The organism is Agromyces mangrovi (assembly GCF_030296695.1).
Classification (GTDB): domain Bacteria; phylum Actinomycetota; class Actinomycetes; order Actinomycetales; family Microbacteriaceae; genus Agromyces; species Agromyces mangrovi.
Genome location: NZ_AP027737.1, coordinates 1269288 through 1294571 on the forward strand (window position 1 = coordinate 1269288; position 25284 = coordinate 1294571).

Here is a 25284-nt window from a genome sequence, read left to right on the forward strand (position 1 = left end):
GGAGGGCCATGATGAGCACATGGCCACGACGCCGGTGATCCGCACGCCGGATCAGCGGATCCGCGTCTTCGTGAGCTCGACGCTGCGTGAACTGCAGCCCGAGCGTCGAGCCGTGCGCGCCGCGATCGAGCGCCTGCGACTCGCGCCCGTCATGTTCGAGCAGGGTGCCCGGCCGTACCCGCCGCGCGAGGTCTATCGCTCCTACCTGTCGCAGAGCGACGTGTTCGTCGGCATCTACGCCGACAGCTACGGCTGGGTCGCACCCGGCGAGGAGATCTCGGGTCTGGAGGACGAGTACCGCCTCGCGCCGGCCGACATGCCCAAGCTCATCTACATCCGCCGCAGCGGCGAGCGCGAGGAGCGCCTCGTCGAGTTGCTCGCACGCATCAAGCACGACGACACGGCCGCGTACCTGTCGTTCGACTCGGCCGACGAGCTCGAGGAGCAGGTGGCATCCGACCTCGCCGCGCTGCTGGCCGAGCGATTCGTGCAGTCGCGCCCGATCGAGGAGGAGCCGGCGGATGCCGCGATCCCGCCGGTGCCCGGCCTGCCGGTGCCGTACACGACGACCATCGGGCGCGAGCACGAGGTCGCCGAGCTACGCCGCATGCTCGCCGACGTCGACGGCCGCATCGTCAGCCTCATCGGGCCGGGCGGCGTGGGCAAGAGCCGCCTCTCGATCGAGGTCGCGCACGCGTGCGGCGACCTCTTCCCCGACGGCGTCACCTTCGTGCCGCTGGAGGGCGTGCTCGAGCCCGGGCTGCTCGTGCCGACCATCTCCTACGCGCTCGGCATCCGCGACAACGGCGAGGCGGCGCTCGAGGAGCGGGTCGTGCACGCGCTGCAGGGCCGGAGCGCCCTCGTCGTGCTCGACAACTTCGAGCAGATCGTCGACGCGGCGCCCGTGCTCGTGCGCCTGTCGAGCGCTGCGCCCTCCGTGGCGTTCCTCGTCACGAGCCGCATCGTGCTCCGCGTCCGCGGCGAGCGCGTCTTCGACGTGCCGGTGCTGCGCGCGCCGCCCGAGGGCGCGCCGGCGTCGCTCGACCGGGCCACGCGCTCCCCAGCGGTCGCGCTGTTCGTCGACCGGGCACGTGCCGCGAAGCCCGACTTCGAGGTGACCGCCGAGAACGCCGCCGACGTCGCGAGCATCTGCCGGGCGCTCGAGGGGCTGCCGCTCGCGATCGAGCTCGCCGCCGCGAAGGTGCGGCTGCTCGGGCCGCGCGGCATCGCGCAGCGCCTCGAGCAGGCGCTGCCGATGCTGTCGTCGTCGGTGCGCGACCTGCCGGAGCGCCACCGCACGATGCGCAGCGCGATCGACTGGAGCGTGAGCCTCCTCCCGCCCGAGCAGCGGGCGATGCTGTTCGACCTCGGGGTGTTCGCCACGCGCTTCACGCTCGAGGCGGTCGAGGCGATCGGCGTCGGGCGGGCCTGGGACGGCCGAGCGCTCGACGGCCTCGCGGCCCTCGTCGACGGCAGCCTCGTGAAGGAGATGGACATCGGCGGCCGGTCGGTCTACTCGCTGCTCGCGATCGTGCGCGAGTACGCGATCGACCGCCTGCGCGAGCAGGGCGAGACGCGCGCGGTGCGGGCGGCGCACGCCGACTACTACCGCGGTCTCGTCGCGCGCCTCGCCCCGGGCCTGCGCGGCGCCGGGCAGGGCGATGCGGTGGCGCTGCTCGGGCTGGAGCTGTCGAACCTGCGCGCCGCGGTGCGCCACCTCGTCTACACCGACCGCCTCGACGACGCAGGCGACTTCGCGTGGAGCCTGCTCATCTACTGGTGGATCGCCGGGTTCTTCGACGAGGTGCGGGTCTGGATGACCGAGCTGCTCGGCAAGGACCGGCCGATGACCGTGCACACGCGCGCCGTCGCGCAGTTCTTCGTGCTCTGGTGCGCGATGTGGCAGCAGCCGTCGGGCGAGGTCGTCGAGGGGCTCGGCGAGTGCGTCGAGCGCTTCGCCGAGTCGGGCGACGAGGATGCGGCCGCGATGTCGCTCGCGGCGCGGGCGACGGCGCGCCTGCAGTTGCCGCACCCCGACGTCGTCGCTGCCGACGACGAGCTGGCACGTGCCGCGACGCGCATGCACGAGCTCGGCAACGGCTGGGCGGAGGCGATCACCGAGGTCTCTCGCGGGCGGCTGGCGTGGGTGCGCGGCGACGTCGCATCGGCGGTGACGCACTTCGACCGGGCGACCGCGCTGGCCGAGGCCGGCGCCGACCTCTTCACGCTCTCGGTGAGCGGCAACCACCGCGGCCGCCTGCTGCTGGCGAAGGGCGATGCGGATGCCGCGGAGGACGCGTTCCTGCGCACCCTGCACGTGTCGGTGCGCCTCCACTTCGAGGAGGGCGTGGCATACGGGCTCGAGGGGCTGTGCGGGGTCGCCGCGCTCCGCGGCGAGGCCGAGCGCGCGGGCGTGCTCGCGGCGGCCGCGGCCGCCATCCGCTCCCGCATCGGCATCTTCGACGTGGAGGCGTTCACCGTGCACACGGTCTCGCTGCACGCGGTGCGCGAGGCGGAGCCGGCGGCCGTCGCGGCGGGCGAGCGACGCGGGCGCGACCTGACGGTGCCCGAGGCCGTCGCGTACGCGTTGCCCGACGACGACGTCGAGGAGGAGGCGGCCGTGCTCGCCCACTGGTGAGCACCGTCGCATCCGCTCGCCCACCGCCCTCCCCAGCCGCGGAATCCCGCGCCTCGCGGGCGGGGAGCGCTCTACACTTGGAGCATGCCGAGCGGGGGCACGCCGTCATGGGTGATTCGCGAGAACGCGTCTCGCTCGGTGCTGCTCGCCCTCTACCTGCGCGAGGTGCTCGGCATCGCCTCGCCCACCGAGTTGCCGCGCGTGCGCGACCTGGGCACCGTGACGCCGGTCGACCGGGCGGTCGACGCGCAGGACGAGCTGGAGCGCCAGTGGCGCGCCTGGTGGATGATGACCGTCGAGCCCGAGGCGCATCCGTCGGCGGTGCCGCTCGAGCTGGTGGAGGCGTACGGCACCGAGATCGCGTTGCCGACGAGCGGCGCGGAGGCGCTGGCCGAGGCGATCGTGCCGCACGCCGACGCGGCGCTCTCGTGGGCCGAGTGGGGGCACGAGGCGTACCGGTCGAGCTCGTCGACCCACCGCGGCGACGCCTACCGCGCGTACGCGGGCACGATCGCCGAGCACGAGCGGGAGGTCGGCCGCCGGGCGCACTCGTTCGAGCTGAACGTCGAGGTGCTGCCGCTCGCCGAGCGCGGCATCTGGTGGATCGGCTCGCTCACGGTCGCGGTCACCGACACGCTGCGCGCCGACCCGGCGGCGTTCGACGAGGCGCTGCATCCGATCATCGCCGAGCTGGCCTGAGCGCCCGCCCCGGGGTATCCGCTCGCCCCGTCGCGCCGTGACAGACTCGAGCGCATGAGCATCTGGTTCGCCGACGAACTGCCCTCGGCCGAATGGGTCGACTCCCGCTGCGACGACACCGCGATCCGCTCGCTCGGCATCGAGATCACCGGGTTCACCGACGACTCGATCCGGGGGCGGATGCCCGTGGATTCACGCACCCGGCAGCCCGGCGGCGTGCTGCACGGCGGGTCCTCCGTGCTCTTCGCCGAGACCCTCGCCAGCTGGGGCTCGTCGTTCACGGTCGACCGCGAGCGCTTCCACTGCGTCGGCATGGAGATCAACGCCAACCACACGCGGCCGGTCGCCTCGGGCTGGGTGCTCGGCGAGGCCCGACCCATCACGCGCGGCCGCACGACGCAGGTGTGGGACATCCGCATCACCGACGAGCAGGGCCGATCGGTCTGCGTGTCGCGCTGCACGATCGCGGTGCTCGCGGCACCATCGCAATACTGAGGACCGAGCCGGTCGTCCGGGTTATCGTGGCCCCGTGAAGCCGTTCGTCCTGCTCGCCACGCGTGGCGAGGACGCGCCCGCCGACGGGGAGTACGAGCTCATGCTGCGCGGCTCGGGTCTCGACGAGCGCGACCTCGTGCGGGTGCGCCTCGAGGCCGGCCCGATGCCGGCGATCGACCTCGACGCCGTCTCGGGCATCATCGTCGGCGGCGGGCCGTTCAACGCGTCCGACCCGCCCGAGCGGAAGTCGGCCGTGCAGCGCCGCGTCGAGGCCGAGTTCGACGCCCTGCTCGACGAGGTCGTCGCGCGCGACTTCCCGTTCCTCGGCGCCTGCTATGGCGTCGGCACCCTCGGCGCGCACCAGGGCGCCGTCATCGACGGCCAGTACGCCGAGAAGATCGGCGTCGTGCCCGTGAGCCTGACCGCCGCCGGGGCGACCGACCCCCTCTTCGCCGGCATGCCGCCCGCGTTCAACGCGTTCGTCGGCCACAAGGAGGCCGTGCGCGAACTGCCCGCATCGGCGACGCTGCTCGCCTCGTCGCCCGCGTGCCCGGTGCAGGCCTTCCGCGTCGGCGCGAACGTGTACGCGACCCAGTTCCACCCCGAGCTCGACCTCCCCGGCATCGAGGTGCGCATCGACGCCTACGCCGGCTACGGTTACTTCGAGGACCACGAGGTCGAGCTGACGCTCGCCTCGGTGCGCCGCGCGCCCGTCACCGAGCCGCAGCGCATGCTGCGCACGTTCGTGGAGCGGTTCGCGCGGTAAGCGCTCCGAGTCCGGGCGAGCCGCCGCCCCGGGGCATCCGCCCGCCGTTCACCCGACGCCCACCCAGCCTTCACCCAACGAGCGTGTGGGAGGATTGCCCTGCCCGATCCGGGCACTCGCACCTCCCTCACCCCAGGAGCCACGCCACGCATGTGCGGCATCGTCGGAATCGTCTCTACCGAACCGGTCAACCAGCAGATCTACGACAGCCTCCTCCTGCTGCAGCACCGCGGGCAGGACTCGACCGGCATCGCGACCGCCGACGGCCCGCAGTTCCACATCCACAAGGGGCGCGGCCAGGTGCGCGAGGCGTTCCGCACGCGTGACATGCGGGCCCTGCTCGGCACGATGGGCCTCGGGCACGTGCGCTACGCGACCAAGGGCGACGCCGCCAACGAGCGCGAGGCGCAGCCGTTCTACGTGAACGCGCCGTACGGCATCATCCTGATCCACAACGGCAACCTGACGAACACGCGCGAGCTCGCCGACGACCTGTTCCACAAGGACCGCCGGCACATGAACTCCGCCAGCGACACCGAGATGCTGCTCAACGTGCTCGCGACCGAGTTGGGGGCGAGGTGTCGGGCTCACTCGACCTCGACCCCGACCAGGTCTTCAACGCCGTGCGCAACGTGCACGAGCGCGTCGACGGGTCGTATGCCGCGATCGCCATGATCGCCGGGCACGGCCTGCTCGCGTTCCGCGACCCGTACGGCATCCGCCCGCTCGTGCTCGGCCGCCGCACCGCCGGACTCGTGGGCGACGAGTGGATCGTGGCATCCGAGTCGCTCGTGCTCGAGAACGGCGACTACGAGATCGTGCGCGAGATCGCACCCGGCGAGGCCGTGTTCATCACCATGCAGGGCGAGATGTACTCCCGCCAGTGCGCCGCGAACCCGCGACTCGTGCCGTGCTCGTTCGAGTACGTGTACCTCGCGCGCCCCGACTCGATCATGAACGGCATCTCGGTATACGAGGCCCGCCTGCGCATGGGCGACCGCCTCGCCGACACCGTCGCCCGCCACGCGCCGCTCGGCGACATCGACGTGGTCATGCCGATCCCCGACTCGTCGCGCCCCGCCGCCATGCAGGTCGCCCGCAAGCTCGGCGTCGAGTACCGCGAAGGCTTCTACAAGAACCGGTACGTCGGCCGCACGTTCATCATGCCCGGGCAGGCGCAGCGCAAGAAGAGCGTGCGCCAGAAGCTCAACGCCATGGGCTCGGAGTTCAAGGGCAAGAACATCCTCATCGTCGACGACTCGATCGTGCGCGGCACGACCTCGAAGGAGATCGTCGAGATGGCCCGCGCCGCCGGCGCCAACAAGGTCACCTTCACGTCCGCCGCCCCGCCCGTGCGCTTCCCGCACGTGTACGGCATCAACATGCCGACCCGCGCCGAGCTGATCGCGCACGGCCGGAAGATCCCCGAGATCGCCGCCGAGCTCGGCGCCGACCACATGATCTACCAGGAGGTCGCCGACCTGCAGGCCGCGATCACCGAGGGCACCTCGATCGAGCAGCTCGACCTGTCGTGCTTCACGGGCGACTACGTCACCGGCACGGTGACCGAGGAGTACCTCGACTGGGTCGAGCGCACGCAGCTGTCGTGACGACCGACGGCACCGACCCGGCCGGCGCGACCGGCCCCTCCGTCCCGACCGAGTACGTCGGCGTCTACCACGCCGACGGCGGCCCGGTGGGCGAGGTGCGCTACATCGTCGGCAAGTTCCTCGGCACCGCCCACTGCGCGCTCTGCGACATCACGCACACCTGGCGCAGGCGTCCCGAGTGGGACGAGATGGTCGCGCGCCTCGGCGTGCCGTTCCGCCTGCTGCACCTGAACGAACTCGACGACGAGCTGCGCGCGGCGGTCGCCGACGCCGGGTCACCGGTCGTGTTCGCGCGCGTCGGGGGAGTGCTGCGCGTCGCGCTCGACGCGGATCAGCTCGAGACGGCCGGAGGCTCGGTCGAGCGCTTCGCGTCGCTGCTCGGGGCCGCGTCGGCCTGAGTCGCATCCGCTCCGCCGATCTCCCCCTCGGCGACCGCACGCTCGATGGTGTCGGTCTGCGGGTGCACCTCCTCGTGCTCGGCGATGACCGTGCGGGCGTGCCCGGCCATGACCCGGTCGAGCACGAGGGCCAGCACCGCACCGAGCGCCACGCCCATGGCGCCCAGCACCAGCAGCAGGAACCCGAAGATCTGCCCCTTGTCGAAGTCCTCCACTTCGGGGAACGCGAAGGTGAGGATGAGCGCCATCAGCGCACCGACACCGAAACCCAGGGCGAGGAACCGCGGGTAGCGCGGCGAGCGGCGCACCGTCACCTCGTCGCGGGTGACCTCGGCGTGCTCGTTCGGGGCGGGAGTGTCGTTCACGCGCCCATTGTCGCAGGCGTTGCTGTGAGGTCGGGCCGCGGGGGCGGGGCTGCCGGCGGGCCCGGACGTGCCGGCGCGCTCAGACCAGCGGCAGCTGGTCGCGCAGGTCGGCCCGCGTGCCCGACGCCTGCACCGCGCCGGACGCGACGGCGGCGTCCCACGAGATCGTGCCGCTCGCGAGACCGAGCCAGGTCGCGGCATCCGTCTCGATGACGTTCGGCGGCGTGCCGCGCGTGTGACGCGGACCCTCGACGCACTGCACCACCGCGAACGGCGGCACCCGCACCTCGAGCGTGTTGCCGGGCGCCTTCTCGGCGAGCAGCTGCAACGTGAAGTGCACGGCGAGCGACAGGGTGGGGCGGTCGACGGATGCGACTGAGGCGGCGCCCGCGTCGGGGTTGACGACCGCCGCGTCGGGGTTTCCGGCATGGTCGGCCGCGTCCTCGGCGCCGATCGCCGCGCGCAGCGCGGCCCAGCCGTCCTCGTCGTTGATGCGCGCGCGTGCCATGCGCCCATCCTGCCACCGCTCCCGTGTTCCCCCGCGCTGATCGTCGAGTCGTCATGAACTGTCGCAATCGCCGGGGTCGAGGCGGCACTTCATGACGACTCGACGGAGGGGAGACGGCCGGCGGCGGCTCGGAGCCGGTCGGGTAGCCTGTGACGGTGAGAATCCTGGTCCTCGGCTCGGGCGCGCGGGAGCACGCCATCATCACCGCACTGCTGGCCGAACGGGCCGGCCACGAGATCGTCGCCGCTCCCGGCAACGCCGGCATCGCCGCATCCGCTGCCGACCCCGAGGCGGGCACGGTCACCACCATCGCGCTCGACGCCAACGACCCCGTCGTGGTCGCCGACTTCGCGTTCGATAACGACGTCGAGCTCGTCGTGATCGGCCCCGAGGCGCCGCTCGTCGCGGGCGTCGCCGACGCGCTGCGCACGCGTGGCATCGCCGTGTTCGGGCCCGGCAAGGCGGCCGCACAGCTCGAGGGCTCGAAGGCCTTCGCGAAGCGCGTGATGGACGCCGCGGGCGTGCCCACCGGCCGCGCCGAGCGACTGCAGACGACGGATGACGCGGAGCGCGTGCTCGACGAGTTCGGCGCGCCGTACGTGGTGAAGGCCGACGGCCTCGCCGCAGGCAAGGGCGTGCTCGTCACGAACGACCGCGACGCGGCGCTCGCGCACGCGACGTTCTGGCTGCAGCACGGCGGCGTGCTCGTCGAGGAGTTCCTCGACGGGCAGGAGGTGTCGCTGTTCCTCCTCTCCGACGGCATCAACGTGCTGCCGCTCTCGCCCGCGCAGGACTACAAGCGCCTCGGCGACGGCGACGAGGGCCCGAACACCGGCGGCATGGGCGCCTACTCCCCGCTGCCGTGGCTCGACGAGGGGTTCGGCAGCGAGGACGCGTTCGTCGACGAGGTGATCGAGACGATCGCGCTGCCCACCGTGCGGCAGCTCGACGCCGACGGCACCCCGTTCATCGGCCTGCTCTACTGCGGCCTCATCCTCACCGAGCGCGGCATCCGCGTCATCGAGTTCAACGCGCGCTTCGGCGACCCCGAGACGCAGGTCGTGCTGCCGCGCCTCGCGACGCCCTTGTCGGGCCTGCTCATGGCGGCCGCGACCGGCGGGCTGGGGTCGCTGTCACGCCCCGAGTTCCGAGCGGATGCGGCGGTCACCGTCGTGCTCGCGAGCGAGGGGTACCCGGAGCAGCCGCTCACCGGTCGCCTGCTGCACGGCCTCGCCGACGCTGCGGCCGTGCCCGGGGCGCACCTGGCACACGCCGCCACGGCGGTGCCCGTCGACGCCGACCCGACTGACGCCGATGCGCTCGTCGCGACCGGCGGCCGGGTGCTGAACGTCGTCGCGACCGGCGAGGACTTCTCGACCGCGCGCGCCCGCGCCTACGACGCGATGGGCCGCATCCACCTCGACGGCGGTCAGTTCCGCACCGACATCGCGGCCCGCGTCGCCGGCTGACGCGCTCCGCCTGCGGTGCGGAACGTAGGACGATCTCGCCGACACGCCGCCCCCGTGGCATCCGAGCGCTCGAATCTCCTACGTTCCGCCCAGACGCCCGCGAGCGCGGCGGGCGGGCATGGGCCCCGCAGCATCCGCCGACCTACACTGGACGCGTGAGCAACGACCTCGCCGATCTCGGCTGGACCCACGTCTACTCGGGCAAGGTGCGCGACCTCTACGTGCCGACCGCGTCGATGACCGACGACGACACGTGGACCGGCGACCCGATGGCGACCGCCCCGGTCGCGCTCGTCGTGGCGACCGACCGCGTGAGCGCGTTCGACCACGTGCTCGAGCCCGGCATCCCGGAGAAGGGCGCGCTGCTCACGACGCTGTCGAACTGGTGGTTCACCCAGCTCGCCGACGTGCCGAACCACCTCGCCTACCGCGAGGACGACCGGCTCGACGTGCCGCCGGTGCCCGCCGGCGTCGCCGCGCGGTCGATGCTCGTGCGGCCGCTGCGCATGTTCCCGGTCGAGTGCGTGGTGCGCGGCTACCTCACCGGCTCGGGCTGGAAGGAGTACCGGGCGGAGGGCACCGTCTGCGGCATCCGCCTGCCCGAGGGCCTGCAGAACGGCGACCGCCTGCCCGAGCCGATCTACACGCCCGCGTGGAAGGCGCCGATGGGGCAGCACGACGAGAACATCTCGTACGAGCGCACGGTGGAGCTCGTGGGCGACGTGGTCGCCGAGCAGCTGCGCGCGATCTCGCTGGACGTGTTCGCACGGGCATCCGCCATCGCCGAGGCGCGCGGGGTGATCGTCGCCGACACCAAGTTCGAGTTCGGCGCCGACCGCGACACGGGCATCGTGACGCTCGCCGACGAGGTGCTGACGAGCGACTCGAGCCGCTACTGGGACGCGGAGGCGTACGCGACCGGCGCGACCCCCGAGCTGCGCATGGCGAGCTTCGACAAGCAGATCGTGCGCGACTGGCTGGCCGCGAACTGGGACGCCGAGGCCGTGCCCGCGCCGCCGACGCTGCCGACCGAGATCGTCGAGCGCACCGCCGAGCGGTACCGGGCGCTGATCGAGCGCCTGACCGGTCAGCCCGCCTGACGCCGCCCGCCCCTCTCCGCGAGTCGTCATGAACTGTCGCTTCGCCGCCCTCCGAAGCGGCATTTCATGACGACGCGACAACCGGAACGCGGGGAATACACGCCCAAGCACCGAGGTTGGATTTACTTGTGAGTACAACTAATCGCCCCGGGGCATCCGATCTGCTGTCGCCCGACACCGGCATGGGCGCGGTGACCCTGCGCGTCGCCGACCTCGACGCGATGATCCGCTACTACCGCGACGGCGTCACGCTCGACCTGCTGAGCCACGACGGCCCGGTCGCCGTGCTCGGCCGCGGCGCAACCCCGGTCGTGATCCTCCAGCACGCGCCCGAGCTGAAGCACGCGAGCCCGCGCAGCGCAGGCCTGTTCCACACCGCCGTGCTCTTCGACGACCAGGCCGCGCTCGCCGCCGCCGTCTACTCGGTCGCGACCCGATACCCCGGCACGTTCACCGGCAGCGCCGACCACCTCGTCAGCCAGGCGTTCTACTTCGACGACCCCGAGGGCAACGGCGTCGAGCTCTACTGGGACCGCGACCGCACCGAGTGGTCGTGGACGCACGGCTCGGTCGAGATGGACACCCTGTTCCTCGACCCGAACGGCTTCCTGCAGGAGCACCTGACCGAGCAGGGCATGACGACGGATGCCTCGGGGCCGCGCCTGGGCGATGCCGTCGTGGGGCACGTGCACCTGTCCGTCGGCGACATCGCGAGCGCACGCGAGTTCTACGTCGACCACCTCGGCTTCGAGACCACGGCGACGTTCGGCCCGCAGGCGTTGTTCGTGTCGGCCGGCGGGTACCACCACCACATGGCGATGAACACGTGGAAGAGCGCGGGCGCCGGGCGCCGGCAGCTCGCACTCGGGCTCGGTCGCGTCGAGATCGTCGTGCCGGGCGCCGACGACGTGGGCGAGCTGGGGGAGCGCATGGCGCACTTCGGCGTGAGCGCGCGCGACGACGGCCGCGCGCTCGAGTTCGACGACCCGTGGGACAACGTGGTGCAGGTGCGCGCCGCGGGCTGAGCCTCCCGCCCCGCGACCCTACTCGACGGTCTCCAACTCGACCTCGACCTCGTCGCCGAGCTCGATGCCCTCGGCCTTCCGCACCGCCTTCTTGAGCGGCAGCACATAGGCGCCGGCCTTCGAGTCCGGGAAGATCGACGTCGACCACGTGGACCCGCCGACGCGCACGCGCACCTTCACCGACCCGAACCCGCGCGGCGGGCGCGGCCGGTCCGCGATCTCCTCCGACGGGCCCACCGGCAGGGTCACGAAGTACCAGCCCTCCTCGGTGCGCGCATCCCACTGCCAGACCTCGGCGCGGAACGTCAGCTGCTCCCCCATGCGCCCGAGCCTATGCCCACCCGCCGACGCACGCGCCGCGCTCACCGGCCTCGCTAGGCTGGCGAACGTGAGCGCGGACGAGGAGCACACCGGCGTCGAGCAGAACACGCGCACGATCGAAGACTCGGTCGTGACCGACTTCAGCGAGCGCATGAGCTACGGCGGCTACCTCGAGCTCGGGCAGGTGCTCTCGGCGCAGCATCCGGTCAGCCGGCCCGAGCACCACGACGAGCTGCTGTTCATCATCCAGCACCAGACCACCGAGCTCTGGCTGAAGCTCATGCTGCACGAGCTGCGCACCGCCCGCGACCTGCTTCTCCACGACGAGCTCGCCCCGGCGCTGAAGTGCATCGCGCGGGTCAAGCACATCCAGCGCACGCTCACCGAGCAGTGGTCGGTGCTCGCGACGCTCACGCCGACCGAGTACAGCCAGTTCCGCGACTTCCTCGGCAACGCGAGCGGCTTCCAGTCGTACCAGTACCGCGCGGTCGAGTTCGTGCTCGGCAACAAGAACGAGCGGATGCTCCAGGTCTTCGACAACGACCTCGCCGCGACCGCGCTGCTGCGCGAGGCACTCGAATCGCCGAGCCTGTACGACGAGTTCCTGCGGCTCCTGGCACGTGCCGGGTACCCCGTGCCGCAGGCCGTGCTCGACCGCGACGTCACGAAGGCGTGGACCTTCCAGCCCGACCTCGTGCCCATGTTCACGGCGATCTACGCCGACACCGAGCACCACTGGTCGGCCTACGAGACCTGCGAGGAGCTCGTCGACCTCGAGGACAACTTCCAGTTCTGGCGCTTCCGGCACCTCAAGACGGTCGAGCGCATCATCGGCATGAAGACCGGCACCGGCGGCTCGAGCGGCGCCCCGTTCCTGCAGAAGGCGCTGCAGCTGACGTTCTTCCCCGAGCTGTACGCCGTGCGCACCGAGATCGGGGCGTGACGGATGCCCGGCTGCGCGCAACCCCGCCCGGCCGGGGCTCGGGTGCCCTGCAGCATCCGCCCGGTCGCCCGCACCGAGGAGGCATCGTGACCGACGTCGACCCGCTGCTCGGACCGCTCGCACGGCACGTGCGACACGGCGTCACGGGTGAGGACGGCATCGCGCTCCCCCGCTGTGCGACCATCACGTGCACCTCGCGCTGGTCGACCTGCACGGCATCGTCGCGGGCGGCGTCGCCGCGGTGCTCGACCTCGGCGGCGAACCGGCAGCGCTCTCGCGCCTCGCCGACGAGCATCACTCGCCGCAGATCGCGTATGCGGGTGCGTTCCTCACTGCCCCGGGCGGCTATCCGACCGGCCGCGACTGGGCGCCGGCCGGCGCCGTGCGACCGGTTCCGACCGGGCGACTCGAGCACCACACCGCCGGGCGCACCCCCGCCGAGGCGGCGGTCGGGGAGCAGCGCTCGTTCGGGGCATCCGTCGTGAAGGTCACGTTGCACGCCGACGATGGGCCCGTGTTCGACCCGGACGGCCTCGCCGAGGTCGTCGCGGCCGCACGCGCGGCCGGGCTGCCCGTGGTCGCGCACGTGCAGGGCGCGGGCATGACCGCGCGCGCGCTCGACGCGGGCGTCGATGCGCTCGCGCACACCCCGTGGACCGAGCGGGTCGACGACACGCTCATCGCCCGTGCGGTCGCCGCCGGGCAACGCTGGATCTCGTCGCTCGACATCCACGACCGCGGCGGCCGAGGCGCCGACCACGCGGTCGCGCTCGACAACCTCGCGCGCTTCCACGCCGCCGGCGGCACGGTGCTCTCCGGCACCGACCTGGGCAACGGCGATCTTCCGCTCGGCGTGAATCCGCGCGAGGTGCAGGGCCTGCTCGACGCCGGGCTCGCCCCCGCCGACGTGCTCGCCGCGATGACCGCTTCGTGGCCGGTCGGCCCGCCGGACGGCGTCGCGACCTGGATCCCGGGGCCGCCCCCGGCGGCGTCCGACGAACTCGCCGCGTGGCTTACGCGCGCCCACGTCGTGCCCGCCGAGGCGTTCGAGCAGCACATCTGACGCTGCCCCGCCGCATCCGTCCGCTCCCGCTCCACCCGCCTCACCCTCCGGCACGTGCCCGTGGGTTCGGCACGCTCAGTTCACGCCGGCACGTCGAGTTCGGCGTGCCCGAATGACTTCGACTGGCCGAACGGCAGCACTCGGGTTCCGGCCCGCCTGGCGGGGTCGCTGGGCACATGCCCGGTACTTCGGCAGGCTCGACGCACGCTGGCACGTCGAGTTCGACGTGCCCGCATGACTTCTACGTGCCGACGCGAACGGCACGTGCCGAAGTGGCGGACCCAACCGGAGCGCGTCACCGAGAATGGAGCCCATGAGCCTCGACCGCCACCTCGCGTGGGCGCGCCGCCAGGACCGCGCCGACGGCCTCGCCCACCACCGCGCGCGCTTCCACGGCGCCGACACCCCGCTCGTCTACTTCGACGGCAACTCGCTGGGACGCCCGCCGGTGTCGGCGATCGAGCGGGTCGAGCGCTTCCTGCGCGAGGCGTGGGGCGAGCGCCTGATCCGCGGGTGGGACGAGCAGTGGATGGAGCTGCCGTTCCGCATCGGCGACGACATCGGCCGGCACGTCATCGGCGCCGCGCCCGGCCAGACGGTCATCGGCGACTCGACGACCGTGCTGCTCTACAAGCTCGCGCGCGCGGCCGTCGACGCGCAGCTCGCCCGCGACCCGGCGCGCGTCGAGATCGTGGTCGGCAGCGACGACTTCCCCACCGACCGGTACCTGCTCGAGGGCATCGCCCGCGAGCGCGGCGCACGCCTGCGCTGGATCGAGGTGACCCGCGACTCGGGCGTCACCGCCGAGCAGCTGCGCGCCGCGGTCGGCCCCGAGACGGCACTGGTCGTGCTGAGCCACGTCGCCTACCGGTCGGGCCATCTGGCGGATGCCCCGGAGCTCACGCGCATCGCACACGACGCCGGTGCGCTGGTGCTGTGGGACCTCTGCCACTCGGCCGGTTCGGTGCCGGTCGAGGCGGATGCCTGGGGGTTCGACCTCGCCGTGGGCTGCACGTACAAGTACCTGAACGGCGGCCCCGGCTCCCCCGCGTTCGCCTTCGTGCGCGACGACCTGCAGGCCGCGCTCGCGCAGCCGATCCAGGGCTGGATGGGCACCGCCGACGTGTTCGCGATGGGTCCGGAGTACGTGCCGGCCCGGGGCATCCGTCGCTTCATCAGCGGCACCCCGCCGATCGTCGGCATGCTCGCCATGCAGGACACGATCGAGATGATCGGCGACGCCGGCATGTCCGCGGTGCGCGCGAAGTCGGTCGCGCTGACGGAGTTCGCGATCGCCCTGAGCGACGAGTGGCTCGCGCCGCTCGGCGTCGAGGTGGCGTCGCCTCGGGCCGCGGCCGAGCGCGGCGGGCACGTCACGCTGTCGCACCCTGCGATGCGGGAAGTCGTCGCCGCGCTGTGGGAGGAGGACGTCATTCCCGACTACCGCGACCCGGGCGGGCTGCGCGTCGGCCTCTCGCCGCTGTCGACGAGCTTCGAGGAGACGTTCCACGGCATGGCCGCGGTGCGCGATGCGCTGCGTGCGATCCGCGCCCGCGAGGCCGGGCTGGCCTGAGCCGGCACTCGTCGGCCGAGCCGACGGCCGAGGTCTGGGCGAATCCATAGCCTCGTGCAGGGCCGCCCATAGCCCGGTCGCCGAGCATGGCTCACATGCAGAACGACGAACGCACCCCCGAGCAACCCGCCGACGACGCCGGCACGACACCCGAACCCCCACCCCCTGGTACCGCCGCCTCTGGTTCCTGATCACCGCCGGCGCCGTCGCCGCGCTCCTGCTCTTCGGCGCGGGCTTCGCAACCGGTGCCGCGACCACGGGCTTCTTGGGCGTCCGGGCGGTCGTCGGCGTCGACCGCCCGCTCGACCGCGAGTTCCCCGGCGGCCCCGGCGAGCGCGGCGAGCGCCCCGACCGCGGCGACTGGAACGGGCAGGAGGGCACCGGCAGCACCGGCACCGACTCCTGACCTGCGCGCCGGTAGACTCCAAGGGCATCCCATCACCCATCGGACGGAGAACCACGGTGCCCACCATCGTCGTCGACGTGATGCCCAAGGCCGAGCTGCTCGACCCGCAGGGGAAGGCCGTCGCCGGCGCCCTCTCCCGCACAGGTCACGAGGCCGTCTCCGGCGTGCGCATCGGCAAGCGATTCGAGCTCACCGTCGACGGTCCCGTCGATGACGCGGTGCGCGCCGACATCGAGCAGATCGCGGCCGACATCCTCTCGAACGGCGTGATCGAGGACGTGGTCGCGATCCACTGGGGCGATGACGACGTGACCGCGCCGCCGGCCGACGACACCGACAGCGAGACCGTCGACGTGTCGCTCACCGACGCGGAGCTCGCCGAGGCCAAGGCGGCCTCCCCGAGGCATCCGACGGCGTGGGCTACGACGCCCCCGCGGGCGAGACGCACTGACCATGCGCGTCGGCGTCATCACCTTCCCGGGCTCGCTCGACGACCGCGACGCCCAGCGCGCGGTGCGCCTCGCGGGCGCCGAGCCGGTCGCGCTCTGGCACGGCTCGCACGACCTCGAGGGCGTCGACGCGCTCGTGCTGCCCGGTGGGTTCAGCTACGGCGACTACCTACGCTGCGGGTCGATCGCGAGCCTGTCGCCGATCATGGCCGAGGTCATCGACGCGGCCCGGCACGGCATGCCCGTGCTCGGCATCTGCAACGGGTTCCAGATGCTCACCGAGGCGCGCCTGCTCGAGGGCGGGCTCATCCGCAACGACCACGGCAACTTCATCTGCCGCGACCAGGTGCTGTCGGTCGAGACGACCGCGACCGACTGGACCGGCGACTTCGAGCTCGGCCAGCAGATCACCATCCCGCTGAAGAACGGCGAGGGCGGGTTCATCGCCGACGACGACACGCTGAACCGCCTGGAAGACGAGGGCCGCGTGGTGTTCCGCTACGTCGGCGTGAACCCGAACGGGTCGCTGCGCGACATCGCGGGCATCACGAACGCGCGCGGCAACGTGGTCGGCCTCATGCCGCACCCCGAGCACGCGGTCGAGCCGGGCTTCGGCCCCGACACCCCCGAGGCGATGCGCTCGGGCGTCGACGGCCTCGACTTCTTCACGAGCGTCATCTCGCGCTCGCTCGCCCGCATCTGAGTCCCGGCCCGCGCGCCCCTCGCCGGGTACGATCGGCACCACCGACACGAGGAGGTGCCGTGGTGCAGGCGAGCCGAGCGGATGCCGGCAGGGGGCGGATGCTCCGCAGGTGGGCCGCGTTCGTGGACGCGTTCGGCACCAGGCTCTGGCCGGTGCCGACCGTCGCGGTCGTGGCCGCGGTGGTCGCGGGCCTCGCGATCCCGGCGATCGACCGGGCCGTCGACCCCGACCTCCCGGCGGCGGTGCAGGCCGTGCTGTTCGGCGGCGGCACCGATTCGGCACGCGCGGTGCTCTCGGCCATCGCCGGCTCGCTCATCACCGCGACGTCGCTCACGTTCTCGCTCACCGTGGTCGCGCTCCAGCTCGCGAGCAGCCAGGCGTCGCCGCGCGTGCTGCGCCTCTTCGCGCAGGACCGCATGGTGCACGGCACTCTTGCGCTCTTCCTCGCGACGTTCGCCTATGCCCTGACGGTGCTGCGCACGGTGGACGACGCCGACGGCGATCCGTTCATCCCGCGCATCGCGGTCACCCTCGCGAGCGTGCTCACGTTCGCCAGCGTGATCGTGCTGGTCTTCTTCCTCGCCCACCTCGCGCGCCAGTTGCGCGTCGAGACGATCATGCGCGACGTGCACCACGAGACGCAGCGCACGATCGACCTGCTCGCAGCGACCGAGCTCGACGGGGTCGCGACCGCTCCCGCACGCCCGGCCCACGTGACGACCGTGCTCGCCGAGCACTCCGGATTCCTCACCGGCGTCGACCGCCACGTGCTGATCGAGACGGCCGAGCGCTTCGACATCGTGATCGTCGAGCGCCGCGCGATCGGCTCGAGCGTCATCGAGGGCACGCCGCTGGCCGACTGGTGGCCGCGCACCGAGGGGGCGACAGGCGAGCGGATGCCCCTGAGCGCGACCCGTCCGAGATCGCCGACGCCGTCGTGGCCGCCCACGACACGGGCTACGAGCGCACCGCCGCGCAGGACATCGGGTTCGGGCTCCGCCAGCTCGTCGACATCGCGGCGCGGGCGCTCTCCCCGGCGTGAACGACCCGACCACGGCGGTGCACTCGCTCAGCCACATCTCGGCGCTGCTCTGCGCGATCGCACGACTCGACCCGGAGCCCGCCGCCCTGGTCGACGAGCACGGCGTGCCGCGACTCGTGCACCGCCCGCAGCAGTTCGACGAGCTGCTCGAGGTGTCGCTCGAGCAGCCGCGGCGGTACGGCGCGGGCGATCCCGTCGTCGCGGCGCGCATGTTCCAGCTGCTGCACGACGTCGCGCTGCACACCGGTTCGGGCGGCCGAGGCGACGCGGTGCGCGAGCAGGCGGCCCGCCTCGCGGCATCCGTCGCCGATGAGGACTACGACGACGTCGAGCGGGCTCGCTTCGCCGCAGCCGCCCGTGCGGTCGACGAGGCGCTGTCGGGCGCACCCGCGGCGAGCGCGTAGGCTCGCATCCCATGGCGACAGGCGCGACGGTCCACACGTTCACGGTGCACCTGGCCGATGTCGACCGCGGGGTCTACGAGGAGCTCGCGCTGCGCGTGGCACGCCACCCCTCGGAGACCGACGCGTTCATGCTCACCCGCGTGCTCGCCTACTGCCTCGAGTACGAGGAGGGCATCGCGTTCAGCGACGGCGTCTCGGCGACCGACCTGCCGGCCGTGCTCGTGCGCGACCTCACCGGGTCGATCACGGCGTGGATCGAGGTCGGCGCCCCCGACGCCGAGCGCCTGCACACCGGCAGCATGCAATCACAGCGCACCGCCGTCTACACGCACCGCGACCCGGCCAAGGTCGCCGCGCAGTGGTCGGGCAAGCGCATCCACCGCGTCGACGAGCTCGCCCTGTACTCGTTCGACCCCGGCTTCCTCGACGCCGCCACCGCGCACCTCGAGCGCCGCAACGAGCTCACCGTCTCGGTCACCGAGCGCCGCCTCTACCTCGAGCTGAACGGCGCCACGCTCGAGACCGACGTCCACCGGCATCCGCTCGACTGAGTACCCGCGGAGTCCGGCAGCCGCACTCGGGCAACGCGTCGCGGGTATCGTCGGGAGCACGCGTCAACGAGGAGGTTCGCATGCCCACCATCGCGATCGTCGGAGCAGGGCCCGGTCTCGGCGCGGCAGTCGCCCGCAGGTTCGCACGCGAGGGGTTCCAGGTCGCGCTGATCTCGCGCGACCAGGCGAAGCTCGACGCGCTGGCGGCCGAACTCGGCGAGGACGGCGTGACGGCGCGCGGCTACTCGGCCGACGTGCGCTACGCTGCGTCGCTCGAGGCCGCGCTCGCGCAGGCGGCGGCCGACCTCGGCCCGATCACGGCCCTGCAGTACAGCCCGCTGCCGTCGCGCAGCTACCTCGAACCGGTGCTCGACCTCACACCCGACCTCGCGCTCGAGGCCCTGCGGTTCTCCGCACTCGGGCTGATCGCGGCCGCCCGCACAGTGCTGCCGGCGATGCGTGAGGCCGGCGACGGCACGATCATCCTGATCAACGGTGGCACGTCGGTGCAGGCGCGTCCTGGCTTCTCGGGCACGTCCGTCGCGTTCCCCGCCGAGAGCGCGTACGGCGAGATGCTGCACGACGCGCTCGCCGACGAGGGCGTGCGGGTGGTGCAGCTCGTCATTCCGGGAGCCATCCCCAAGCTGCAGCTGCCGAACGGCATCGACGACGTCGCCGACCGCATCTGGGGGCTGCACGAGACGCCCGGCGAGTTCCGCACCATGCTCATCCCGCTCGAGGAGGGGCGCGAGTAGGCGCCGGCCTGCGGGCCGCTACGCCTGCAGCAGGCTGAACACCTCGCGCCCGCCGAGGGCCGAGCGGCCGCCGAGCGCCTCCAGCTCGAGCACGACCGCGACGCCCGCGACCTCCCAGCCGGCGCGCTCGACCAGCGAGCAGGTCGCCGCCGCGGTGCCGCCGGTCGCGAGCACGTCGTCGAGCACGAGGACGCGCGCGCCGGGGTCGAGTTCGTCGGTGTGCACCTCGAGGCGCGCCTCGCCGTACTCGAGCGCGTACGACTCGGCGAGCGTCGCCCGGGGCAGCTTGCCGGCCTTGCGCACGGCCAGCACACCGGCATCCGTGCGCATCGACGCGGCGCCCGCGAGCAGGAACCCGCGCGCCTCGATGCCCGCGAACGCGTCGTAGCGCCCCGCGAACGGCTCGACCATCGCGTCGACCATGCCGCGGAACAGGTCGGCGCGCGTGAAGACGGGCGTCAGGTCGCGGAACAGGATGCCCGGCTCGGGGAAGTCGGGCACGAGGGCGATGTGCGACTCGAGCGCGGCGCGGATGTCGTCCATGCGCACAGGGTAGCGGCGCGGGCGGGCACGCGGCGCGCTGGCCAGCGGCGCGTGCGGGGGCGTACGATCGGGGCCATTGGGGGCATCCGATGGCGTCTGGGGAGCGACAGCGGTCCGAGCTGAACGAGCTCGGGGAGATGCGCGACGCGGTCTTCTTCGCCGGGCCGGAGCGGCAGCGCAAGGTCAGCCGGTACTGGATCCTGCTCATCCTGTCGTCGGTCATCTCGGCCGCGGGCATCGTCGCCGACTCCACCGCGACCGTCATCGGCGCGATGATCGTCGCGCCGCTCATGCTCCCGATCCAGGGCGTGATGCTCGCGAGCGTGCTCGGCGACCGCCTCAACCTGCGGCGCGCGCTGGTGCTGCTCATCGGCGGCTCGTTCGTCGCGGTCGGCATCGGGTTCCTGCTCGGCCTCGTCATGATCTACGACATCGATGCGACGAACAACACGCAGGTCGCTGCGCGTTCGTCGCCCGGCCTCGTCGACCTGCTCGCGGCGCTCGCAACCGGTGCCGTCGGCTCGATCGCGCTCGTGCGGCGCGACATCTCCGACACGCTGCCGGGCGTCGCGATCGCGATCTCGCTCGTGCCGCCGCTGTCGGTCGTCGGCGTCACCCTCGAGTCGGGCGCCTGGAACGACGCCTTCGGCTCGTTCGTGCTGTTCCTCACCAACGTCTCCGCGATGATCGGCACGGGCATGTTCGTCATGTCGATCTACGGGCGCAGCCGCGTCGGCGCGAACGCGCGCGTCGATGCCGTGCGCTCCGGCAGCCGCCGCAGCACGATCATCGTGCTCTCCACGATGGGCGCGGCGATCCTCGTGATCCTCAGCCTGTCGGGCATCGTGAAGCTCCAGGACAACCTGCTCGCGAGCCAGGTGCAGCACGAGCTGCAGCAGTGGGCGCACCCCGCCGGCTGGGTCGTCACGTCGGTCACCTGGCACAACGACACGCTCGTCGCACAGGTTGAGGGCCCCTCGCCCGCACCCGACACCGACGACCTGCAGCAGGCGTTCGACGACGCCGGCATCGACACCACGCACGTCTCCGTACGGCTCGTCGAGGGCACCTCGGTCGACTTCGACGATTGAGCGGATGCCTCGCGGCGAACTCGCCCTTGCCCCGGCCATTCGCCGTCAATAGGCTCGGCAGCGGAGCATCGACAACGAGGGGAACGTCATGGCATCCGGACCGATCGAGATCGTCGTCTTCGAGTTCACGGGGAAGTTCACCGGGGCGATACTCCCGGAGCTCGAGCGGCTCGTCGCCGCGGGCACCGTCAGCATCGTCGACGGGCTCTTCGCGCGGAAGTCGGAGGACGGGGACGTCGAGCTCATCGAGATCGCCGAGGTCTCCGATGACGAGGAGGCCGCCGCGCTGGCGGGCGTGATGGACCGGGTCGACGGGCTCGTGTCCGACGAGGACGTCGAGGACCTCACCGCGGGCATCGCCCCCGGCACGGCCGCCGCGATCCTCGTGTTCGAGCACACCTGGGTGATCCCGCTGCGCGACGCGATCACCGCCGCGGGCGGCACGCTCGTCGAGAACATCCGCATTCCCGGGCCCGTGGTCGACGAGATCCTCGCGACCGTGCCCGACGAGGACTGAGCGCCCGCCGACGCGGGCCGGAAACAGGGGAGAGACCATGCGAGGCAGGATCGGACGTCCGGGACTCATCGGCACCATGGCGCGCACCGCCGTCGTGGCCGGCACGGCGAGCGCCGTCGCCGGCGGCGTGCAGCACCGCCAGGCGAACCGGTGGAACGCGCAGCAGCAGCAGGCCGCCGAGGAGCAGATGGCGGCGCAGCAACAGCAGCAGTCGCAGGCGCAGGTCGCCGAGATGCAGGCGCAGCTGAACGCGCTGCAGGCGCAGCAGGCGCCCGCGCCGGCTCCGGCGGCGGCACCCGCGGGCGGTGGCGGCGACCTCATGGCCGAACTCGAGAAGCTCGCGAACATGAAGGCCGCCGGCATCCTCAGCGACGCCGAGTTCGCCGCCGCGAAGGCCAAGCTGCTCGGCTGACCGCCGCGCGCGGCGAACGGCTCAGCGGGAGCCTTCGGACTCCCCGTCGGCGTCGCCGTCGCGATGCTCGGACCCCGTCGGGTCGCCGCCCTTGGGCGCGTCGGGGTCGATGATGCGCACCCGCTCGGGGTCGACGATCTCGATCTTCGAGGTGAACGCCTCGGCGCGCGCCTGCGCTTCGGGCGTGCCCGAGAACAGGCCGGTGCGGTCCTGCGCCACCCGCTGCGCACGCTCCGCGGGGGCCTCGCCGGGCTCAGGGGCATCCGTGTTGCCGACCAGCACGCGCTGCAGCGGCAGGGCGTCGCGGTCCTCGTCGCGCATCCACTCCGAGAGCTCCTCGCGGATGAGGCAGCGCAGGTCCCACATCTTGGCCGAGTCCTCGGCGCTGACGAGCACGCGCACGCGCATGTAGCCGCCCGTGGCATCCGTCACCTGGATGCCCGACGCCACGCCGTCCCACAGGTCGGTCTCGGCGAGCACCTTGTCGAGCTCCTTGCGCATGCCCGTCGTCGAGACGCGCCAGTCGAGGTCGAACTCGACCGTGCCGAGCAGCGCCTTGCCGGTCTTCGTCCAGTTCTCGAACGGTTGGCTCGTGAAGTACGTGCAGGGCAGCACGAGCGAGCGCTGGTCCCAGATGTCGACGACGACGTAGCTCAGCGTGATCTGGTTGATGCGGCCCCACTCGCCCTCGACGACCACGACGTCGCCCACGCGGATCGCGTCGCTGAAGGCGAGCTGCACACCCGCGAACACGTTGCCGAGCACCGTCTGCGCGGCCAGGCCGGCGACGATCGACGCGATGCCCGCGGAGGCGAGCACGCTCGCACCGACCGCGCGCACCGACGGGAAGGTCACGAGGATCGAGCCGACCGCGACGACGACGATCACGGCCACCACCAGGCGGCGCACGATCTGCAGCTGGGTGCGGATGCGTGCCGCCTGCACCGTGTCGGTCTCCTGGATGCGGTACCGCTTCACGCCCGTGTCGATGAGGAAGAGGAAGATCTGGCAGGCGAGCCAGGCGCCCGACGCGATGAGCGCGATGCCCAGCCAATGGATGATCTCGGAGACCCACTCGTCGATCGGGAAGAACACGAACGCGACGATCAGCGACATCAGCAGGATGGTCACCCGGAACGGCCACTCGGCCCGCTTGCGCAGCGCCTCGGGCCAGTCCTTCTTGCGGCGGATCAGCGCGAGGATCACCCGGGCGATCACGATCACGATCACGCCGAAGAGCAGCGAGATGCCCAGGGCGATGAGGAACGCCCACAGGTGCGTCCAGCCGTCGAGTTCGGCCAGGGTGGTGAACTCGTCCGTGTCGGTGAGGTCGTCCATGCGGTCCTTCCGTCGCGTGCGTCGGGTGCCGTCCCAGCCTAGGCACCACCGCCGCCCGGCCCGAATCCCCTGTGCAGGCGCGGGGTGCGAGGATGGAGGACCCGACCCCTGGAGCACCGTGACCCCGCGCATCCTCTTCCGCACGCTCGCGATCGCCGAGGCGATCACCTGGACCCTGCTGATCGCGGGCATGGTGATCGCGTACGGCTTCGACGGCACCCGCCTCGGCATCTCGATCGGCGGCGGGCTGCACGGCTTCGTGTTCCTCGCCTACGCGGTGTGCGTCGTGGTCGTCGCCGTGAACCAGCGCTGGCACTGGGGCGTCACGCTCGTCGGGCTCGTCTCGGCGATCGTGCCGTACGCGACGATTCCGTTCGATATCTGGGCCGACCGCACGGGCCGGCTCGACGGCGCGTGGCGACGCGAGGCCGGCGACGACCCGCGCGATCAGCGGTGGGTCGAGCGGATGCTGCGCCTCGCGCTCGCGCGCCCCGTGACGACGGTCGTGCTCGGCGTCGTCGGCGTCGCGGTCGTGTTCAGCGCCCTGCTCGTGATCGGCCCGCCCGGGGGCCGCTCGTAGCGAGTCGCGTCAGCGACCGAGCGCGGCGCGGCTCGCGTCAGCGTGGCATCCGCTCGCCGCAGTTCGCCTAGCGACCGCCCTCGCCGCCCGAACCGCCGTCGGCCGAGCCGTAGTCGGCACCTTCCCCACCGCGACCCGCGATCTTGTGGATCGCACCGGTCGACGCGACGAGCTCCCGCTCGCGGTCGATACCCGTGTAGCCGAACTCGTGCGCCAGCTCGCGCTCGACCGCCTCGACGTCGAGCGTCTGCGTGAACACGGCGGCCCGCTCCTCGGCCTCGGGGCTACCGGAGAACATGCCCTCGGCGGCATCCACCGCCTTGTCGACCACCGCGATCGGCTCGGTGAGCACGAGCGGTGCGGGGGCCTCGGGGTCGACGTACTCGAAGCGCTGCACCGGCAGAGCGGCGGCGTTCTCGGCCTGCACCCAGAGCACGAGCTTCTCGCGCACGAGGCAGCGCAGGTCGTAGAGCTTCGCGGCGTCCTCCGCGCTGATCACGCAGCGGATGCGCACGAGCCCGCCGACCGCGTCGAGCACCTGGAGGATCGACGTGCGGCCGTCCCACAGGTCGGAGTGCGCGGTGATCTGCTCGAGGCGCTCGCGCATGCGCGTGGTCGAGACGCGCCAGTCGAGGTCGAAGTCGACGGTGCCGAGGAGCTCGTTGCCCTCCTTGGTCCAGTTCTCGAACGGCTGGGTCGTGAAGTACGTGCAGGGCAGCACCAGGGTGCGCGAGTCCCACACCTCGACCACGACGTAGCTGAGGGTGATGCGCTTGATGCGACCCCACTCGTCCTCGACGACCACGATGTCGTCGACGTGGATCGCGCCGGTGATGGCGAGCTGCATGCCCGCGAACAGGTTCGCGAGCACCGACTGGAGCGCGAGGCCGGCGACGATCGACGCGAGGCCGGCCGACGCGAGCATCGAGGCGCCGATCGTCTGGACGTCGGGGAAGGTCAGCAGGATGGCGCCGACGGCGACCACGGCAATGATGACGATCGCGACGCGCTGGAAGACCTGGAGCTGCGTGTGCAGGCGGCGCACGTGCCGGTTGTCCATGTCGCGCGGGTAGCGCGCGGTCGACAGGTCGGCGACGAACATGACGAGCGAGCCGAGCAGCCAGGCGACGCTCGCGATGAGCGCGATCTTCAGGCCGTGCTCGGCGGCGGCACGCCACTCGCGCTCGGGCATCGTCACGGCGAGCGCGACGAAGCCGCCGACGAGGAAGACGGTCACGCGCAGCGGCAGGGTGAGCCGGCGGGCGAGCATCGCGGGCCAGTCGTCGCGATTGGCGACGAAGCGGATGCCACCCTGCACGAGCCAGCTGAACACCATGCTCGCGCCGATGGAGATGCCGACGGCGAGCAGGAGCCCGATCCACGACCTCCACTGGAAGTCGGCGAACACCGACTGCAACCACTCCATGCGACACCTCCGATCGATTCCGGCCCCGCGCGCTGCGGGCGCCACGCGCCCGCACCCTGCGGACACGACGAACGGCGGGGCCGTAGGGCCACCG

27 protein-coding genes and 3 pseudogenes are annotated in these 25284 nt (G+C 72.3%); 24 read left to right on the forward strand and 6 right to left on the reverse strand.

Annotated elements, in window-relative coordinates; translation table 11 throughout:
* Nucleotides 1-19 precede the first annotated feature (19 nt).
* The 6 genes and pseudogenes from QUE38_RS05995 to QUE38_RS06020 all read left to right on the forward strand — a co-directional run bounded on the left by QUE38_RS05995 (nt 20) and on the right by QUE38_RS06020 (nt 6606).
* Complete coding sequence (locus tag QUE38_RS05995; protein WP_286310707.1) at nt 20-2638, forward strand: DUF4062 domain-containing protein; 2619 nt, start codon at nt 20-22, stop codon at nt 2636-2638.
* A gap of 84 nt (nt 2639-2722) precedes the next feature.
* Complete coding sequence (locus QUE38_RS06000) at nt 2723-3337, forward strand: zinc-binding alcohol dehydrogenase (RefSeq protein ID WP_286310708.1); 615 nt, start codon at nt 2723-2725, stop codon at nt 3335-3337.
* A 54-nt stretch (nt 3338-3391) separates the two neighbouring features.
* Entirely contained in the window at nt 3392-3832 is a 441-nt protein-coding gene (locus QUE38_RS06005; RefSeq protein ID WP_286310710.1) for a hotdog fold thioesterase, read from the forward strand.
* Between the two features lie 34 nt (nt 3833-3866).
* Entirely contained in the window at nt 3867-4598 is a 732-nt protein-coding gene (locus QUE38_RS06010; RefSeq protein ID WP_286310712.1) for a glutamine amidotransferase, read from the forward strand.
* 150 nt (nt 4599-4748) lie between these two features.
* A pseudogene (gene purF, locus QUE38_RS06015) lies at nt 4749-6208 on the forward strand (amidophosphoribosyltransferase).
* A complete protein-coding gene (locus QUE38_RS06020; protein WP_286310714.1) occupies nt 6205-6606 on the forward strand; it encodes a hypothetical protein in 402 nt (133 codons plus the stop codon). The pseudogene purF and the gene QUE38_RS06020 overlap by 4 nt, the downstream one beginning before the upstream one ends.
* Here the strand turns inward: QUE38_RS06020 and QUE38_RS06025 are convergent.
* Both QUE38_RS06025 and QUE38_RS06030 read right to left on the reverse strand, forming a co-directional pair.
* A complete protein-coding gene (locus QUE38_RS06025; RefSeq protein ID WP_286310715.1) occupies nt 6540-6971 on the reverse strand; it encodes a hypothetical protein in 432 nt (143 codons plus the stop codon). The genes QUE38_RS06020 and QUE38_RS06025 overlap by 67 nt on opposite strands.
* Before the next feature lie 79 nt (nt 6972-7050).
* A complete protein-coding gene (locus QUE38_RS06030; protein ID WP_286310718.1) occupies nt 7051-7479 on the reverse strand; it encodes a sterol carrier family protein in 429 nt (142 codons plus the stop codon).
* A gap of 155 nt (nt 7480-7634) precedes the next feature.
* On the opposite strand from QUE38_RS06030, the gene purD reads away from it, so the two are divergent.
* The 3 genes from purD to QUE38_RS06045 all read left to right on the forward strand — a co-directional run bounded on the left by purD (nt 7635) and on the right by QUE38_RS06045 (nt 11073).
* Nucleotides 7635-8948 (forward strand): phosphoribosylamine--glycine ligase, encoded by a 1314-nt coding sequence (gene purD / locus QUE38_RS06035; RefSeq protein ID WP_286310719.1) that lies wholly within the window; start codon nt 7635-7637, stop codon nt 8946-8948.
* Between the two features lie 155 nt (nt 8949-9103).
* Nucleotides 9104-10048 (forward strand): phosphoribosylaminoimidazolesuccinocarboxamide synthase, encoded by a 945-nt coding sequence (locus tag QUE38_RS06040; RefSeq protein WP_286310720.1) that lies wholly within the window; start codon nt 9104-9106, stop codon nt 10046-10048.
* A 182-nt stretch (nt 10049-10230) separates the two neighbouring features.
* Nucleotides 10231-11073: a VOC family protein gene (locus tag QUE38_RS06045; RefSeq protein ID WP_286311674.1), complete on the forward strand. Its 843-nt coding sequence runs from the start codon at nt 10231-10233 to the stop codon at nt 11071-11073.
* A gap of 18 nt (nt 11074-11091) precedes the next feature.
* Here QUE38_RS06045 and QUE38_RS06050 read toward each other — a convergent pair whose 3' ends face one another.
* On the reverse strand, nt 11092-11394 hold the full coding sequence (locus QUE38_RS06050) for a DUF1905 domain-containing protein (protein WP_286310722.1): 303 nt from the start codon (nt 11392-11394) through the stop codon (nt 11092-11094).
* Nucleotides 11395-11461: 67 nt separating this feature from the next.
* On the opposite strand from QUE38_RS06050, the gene kynA reads away from it, so the two are divergent.
* The 11 genes and pseudogenes from kynA (at nt 11462) to QUE38_RS06105 (ending at nt 19283) form a co-directional block, all read left to right on the forward strand.
* Entirely contained in the window at nt 11462-12337 is an 876-nt protein-coding gene (gene kynA / locus QUE38_RS06055; protein ID WP_286310723.1) for a tryptophan 2,3-dioxygenase, read from the forward strand.
* A 187-nt stretch (nt 12338-12524) separates the two neighbouring features.
* The gene (locus QUE38_RS06060; RefSeq protein ID WP_286310725.1) at nt 12525-13400 is read left to right on the forward strand and encodes an amidohydrolase family protein; all 876 of its coding nucleotides are present in this window, start codon (nt 12525-12527) and stop codon (nt 13398-13400) included.
* A 304-nt stretch (nt 13401-13704) separates the two neighbouring features.
* A complete protein-coding gene (locus tag QUE38_RS06065) occupies nt 13705-14973 on the forward strand; it encodes a kynureninase (RefSeq protein ID WP_433996948.1) in 1269 nt (422 codons plus the stop codon).
* A 265-nt stretch (nt 14974-15238) separates the two neighbouring features.
* On the forward strand, nt 15239-15379 hold the full coding sequence (locus tag QUE38_RS06070) for a hypothetical protein (RefSeq protein ID WP_286310728.1): 141 nt from the start codon (nt 15239-15241) through the stop codon (nt 15377-15379).
* Nucleotides 15380-15435: 56 nt separating this feature from the next.
* Nucleotides 15436-15669: pseudogene (gene purS / locus QUE38_RS17475) on the forward strand (phosphoribosylformylglycinamidine synthase subunit PurS); the annotation flags it as partial.
* A gap of 163 nt (nt 15670-15832) precedes the next feature.
* Nucleotides 15833-16531: a phosphoribosylformylglycinamidine synthase subunit PurQ gene (gene purQ, locus QUE38_RS06080; protein ID WP_286310729.1), complete on the forward strand. Its 699-nt coding sequence runs from the start codon at nt 15833-15835 to the stop codon at nt 16529-16531.
* A 200-nt stretch (nt 16532-16731) separates the two neighbouring features.
* Nucleotides 16732-17346, forward strand: a pseudogene (locus QUE38_RS06085) (DUF2254 family protein); the annotation flags it as partial.
* A 47-nt stretch (nt 17347-17393) separates the two neighbouring features.
* Nucleotides 17394-17573 (forward strand): DUF2254 family protein, encoded by a 180-nt coding sequence (locus QUE38_RS06090; protein ID WP_286310731.1) that lies wholly within the window; start codon nt 17394-17396, stop codon nt 17571-17573.
* Nucleotides 17570-17977, forward strand: coding sequence for a DUF2254 family protein (locus QUE38_RS06095; protein ID WP_286310733.1), 408 nt, complete (start codon nt 17570-17572; stop codon nt 17975-17977). Before QUE38_RS06090 ends, QUE38_RS06095 begins: the two co-directional genes overlap by 4 nt.
* Before the next feature lie 11 nt (nt 17978-17988).
* Nucleotides 17989-18528, forward strand: coding sequence for a YaeQ family protein (locus tag QUE38_RS06100; protein ID WP_286310735.1), 540 nt, complete (start codon nt 17989-17991; stop codon nt 18526-18528).
* Nucleotides 18529-18608: 80 nt separating this feature from the next.
* A complete protein-coding gene (locus QUE38_RS06105; protein ID WP_286310736.1) occupies nt 18609-19283 on the forward strand; it encodes an SDR family NAD(P)-dependent oxidoreductase in 675 nt (224 codons plus the stop codon).
* A gap of 18 nt (nt 19284-19301) precedes the next feature.
* Here the strand turns inward: QUE38_RS06105 and QUE38_RS06110 are convergent, their stop codons facing one another.
* Nucleotides 19302-19826 (reverse strand): adenine phosphoribosyltransferase, encoded by a 525-nt coding sequence (locus QUE38_RS06110; protein ID WP_286310738.1) that lies wholly within the window; start codon nt 19824-19826, stop codon nt 19302-19304.
* 137 nt (nt 19827-19963) lie between these two features.
* Here QUE38_RS06110 and QUE38_RS06115 point away from each other — a divergent pair, with 137 nt between their 5' ends.
* The 3 genes from QUE38_RS06115 (at nt 19964) to QUE38_RS06125 (ending at nt 21846) form a co-directional block, all read left to right on the forward strand.
* Nucleotides 19964-20917, forward strand: a complete 954-nt coding sequence (locus tag QUE38_RS06115; protein ID WP_286310739.1) for a DUF389 domain-containing protein — start codon at nt 19964-19966, stop codon at nt 20915-20917.
* Nucleotides 20918-21005: 88 nt separating this feature from the next.
* Nucleotides 21006-21434: a DUF6325 family protein gene (locus QUE38_RS06120; RefSeq protein ID WP_286310740.1), complete on the forward strand. Its 429-nt coding sequence runs from the start codon at nt 21006-21008 to the stop codon at nt 21432-21434.
* Nucleotides 21435-21471: 37 nt separating this feature from the next.
* Nucleotides 21472-21846: an SHOCT domain-containing protein gene (locus QUE38_RS06125; RefSeq protein WP_286310741.1), complete on the forward strand. Its 375-nt coding sequence runs from the start codon at nt 21472-21474 to the stop codon at nt 21844-21846.
* A 21-nt stretch (nt 21847-21867) separates the two neighbouring features.
* Here QUE38_RS06125 and QUE38_RS06130 read toward each other — a convergent pair whose 3' ends face one another.
* A complete protein-coding gene (locus tag QUE38_RS06130) occupies nt 21868-23184 on the reverse strand; it encodes a mechanosensitive ion channel family protein (protein ID WP_286310742.1) in 1317 nt (438 codons plus the stop codon).
* 118 nt (nt 23185-23302) lie between these two features.
* On the opposite strand from QUE38_RS06130, the gene QUE38_RS06135 reads away from it, so the two are divergent.
* On the forward strand, nt 23303-23764 hold the full coding sequence (locus tag QUE38_RS06135; protein ID WP_286310743.1) for a DUF3817 domain-containing protein: 462 nt from the start codon (nt 23303-23305) through the stop codon (nt 23762-23764).
* Between the two features lie 67 nt (nt 23765-23831).
* On the opposite strand, the gene QUE38_RS06140 is transcribed toward QUE38_RS06135, so the two are convergent.
* Entirely contained in the window at nt 23832-25190 is a 1359-nt protein-coding gene (locus QUE38_RS06140; protein ID WP_286310744.1) for a mechanosensitive ion channel family protein, read from the reverse strand.
* Nucleotides 25191-25284 lie beyond the last annotated feature (94 nt).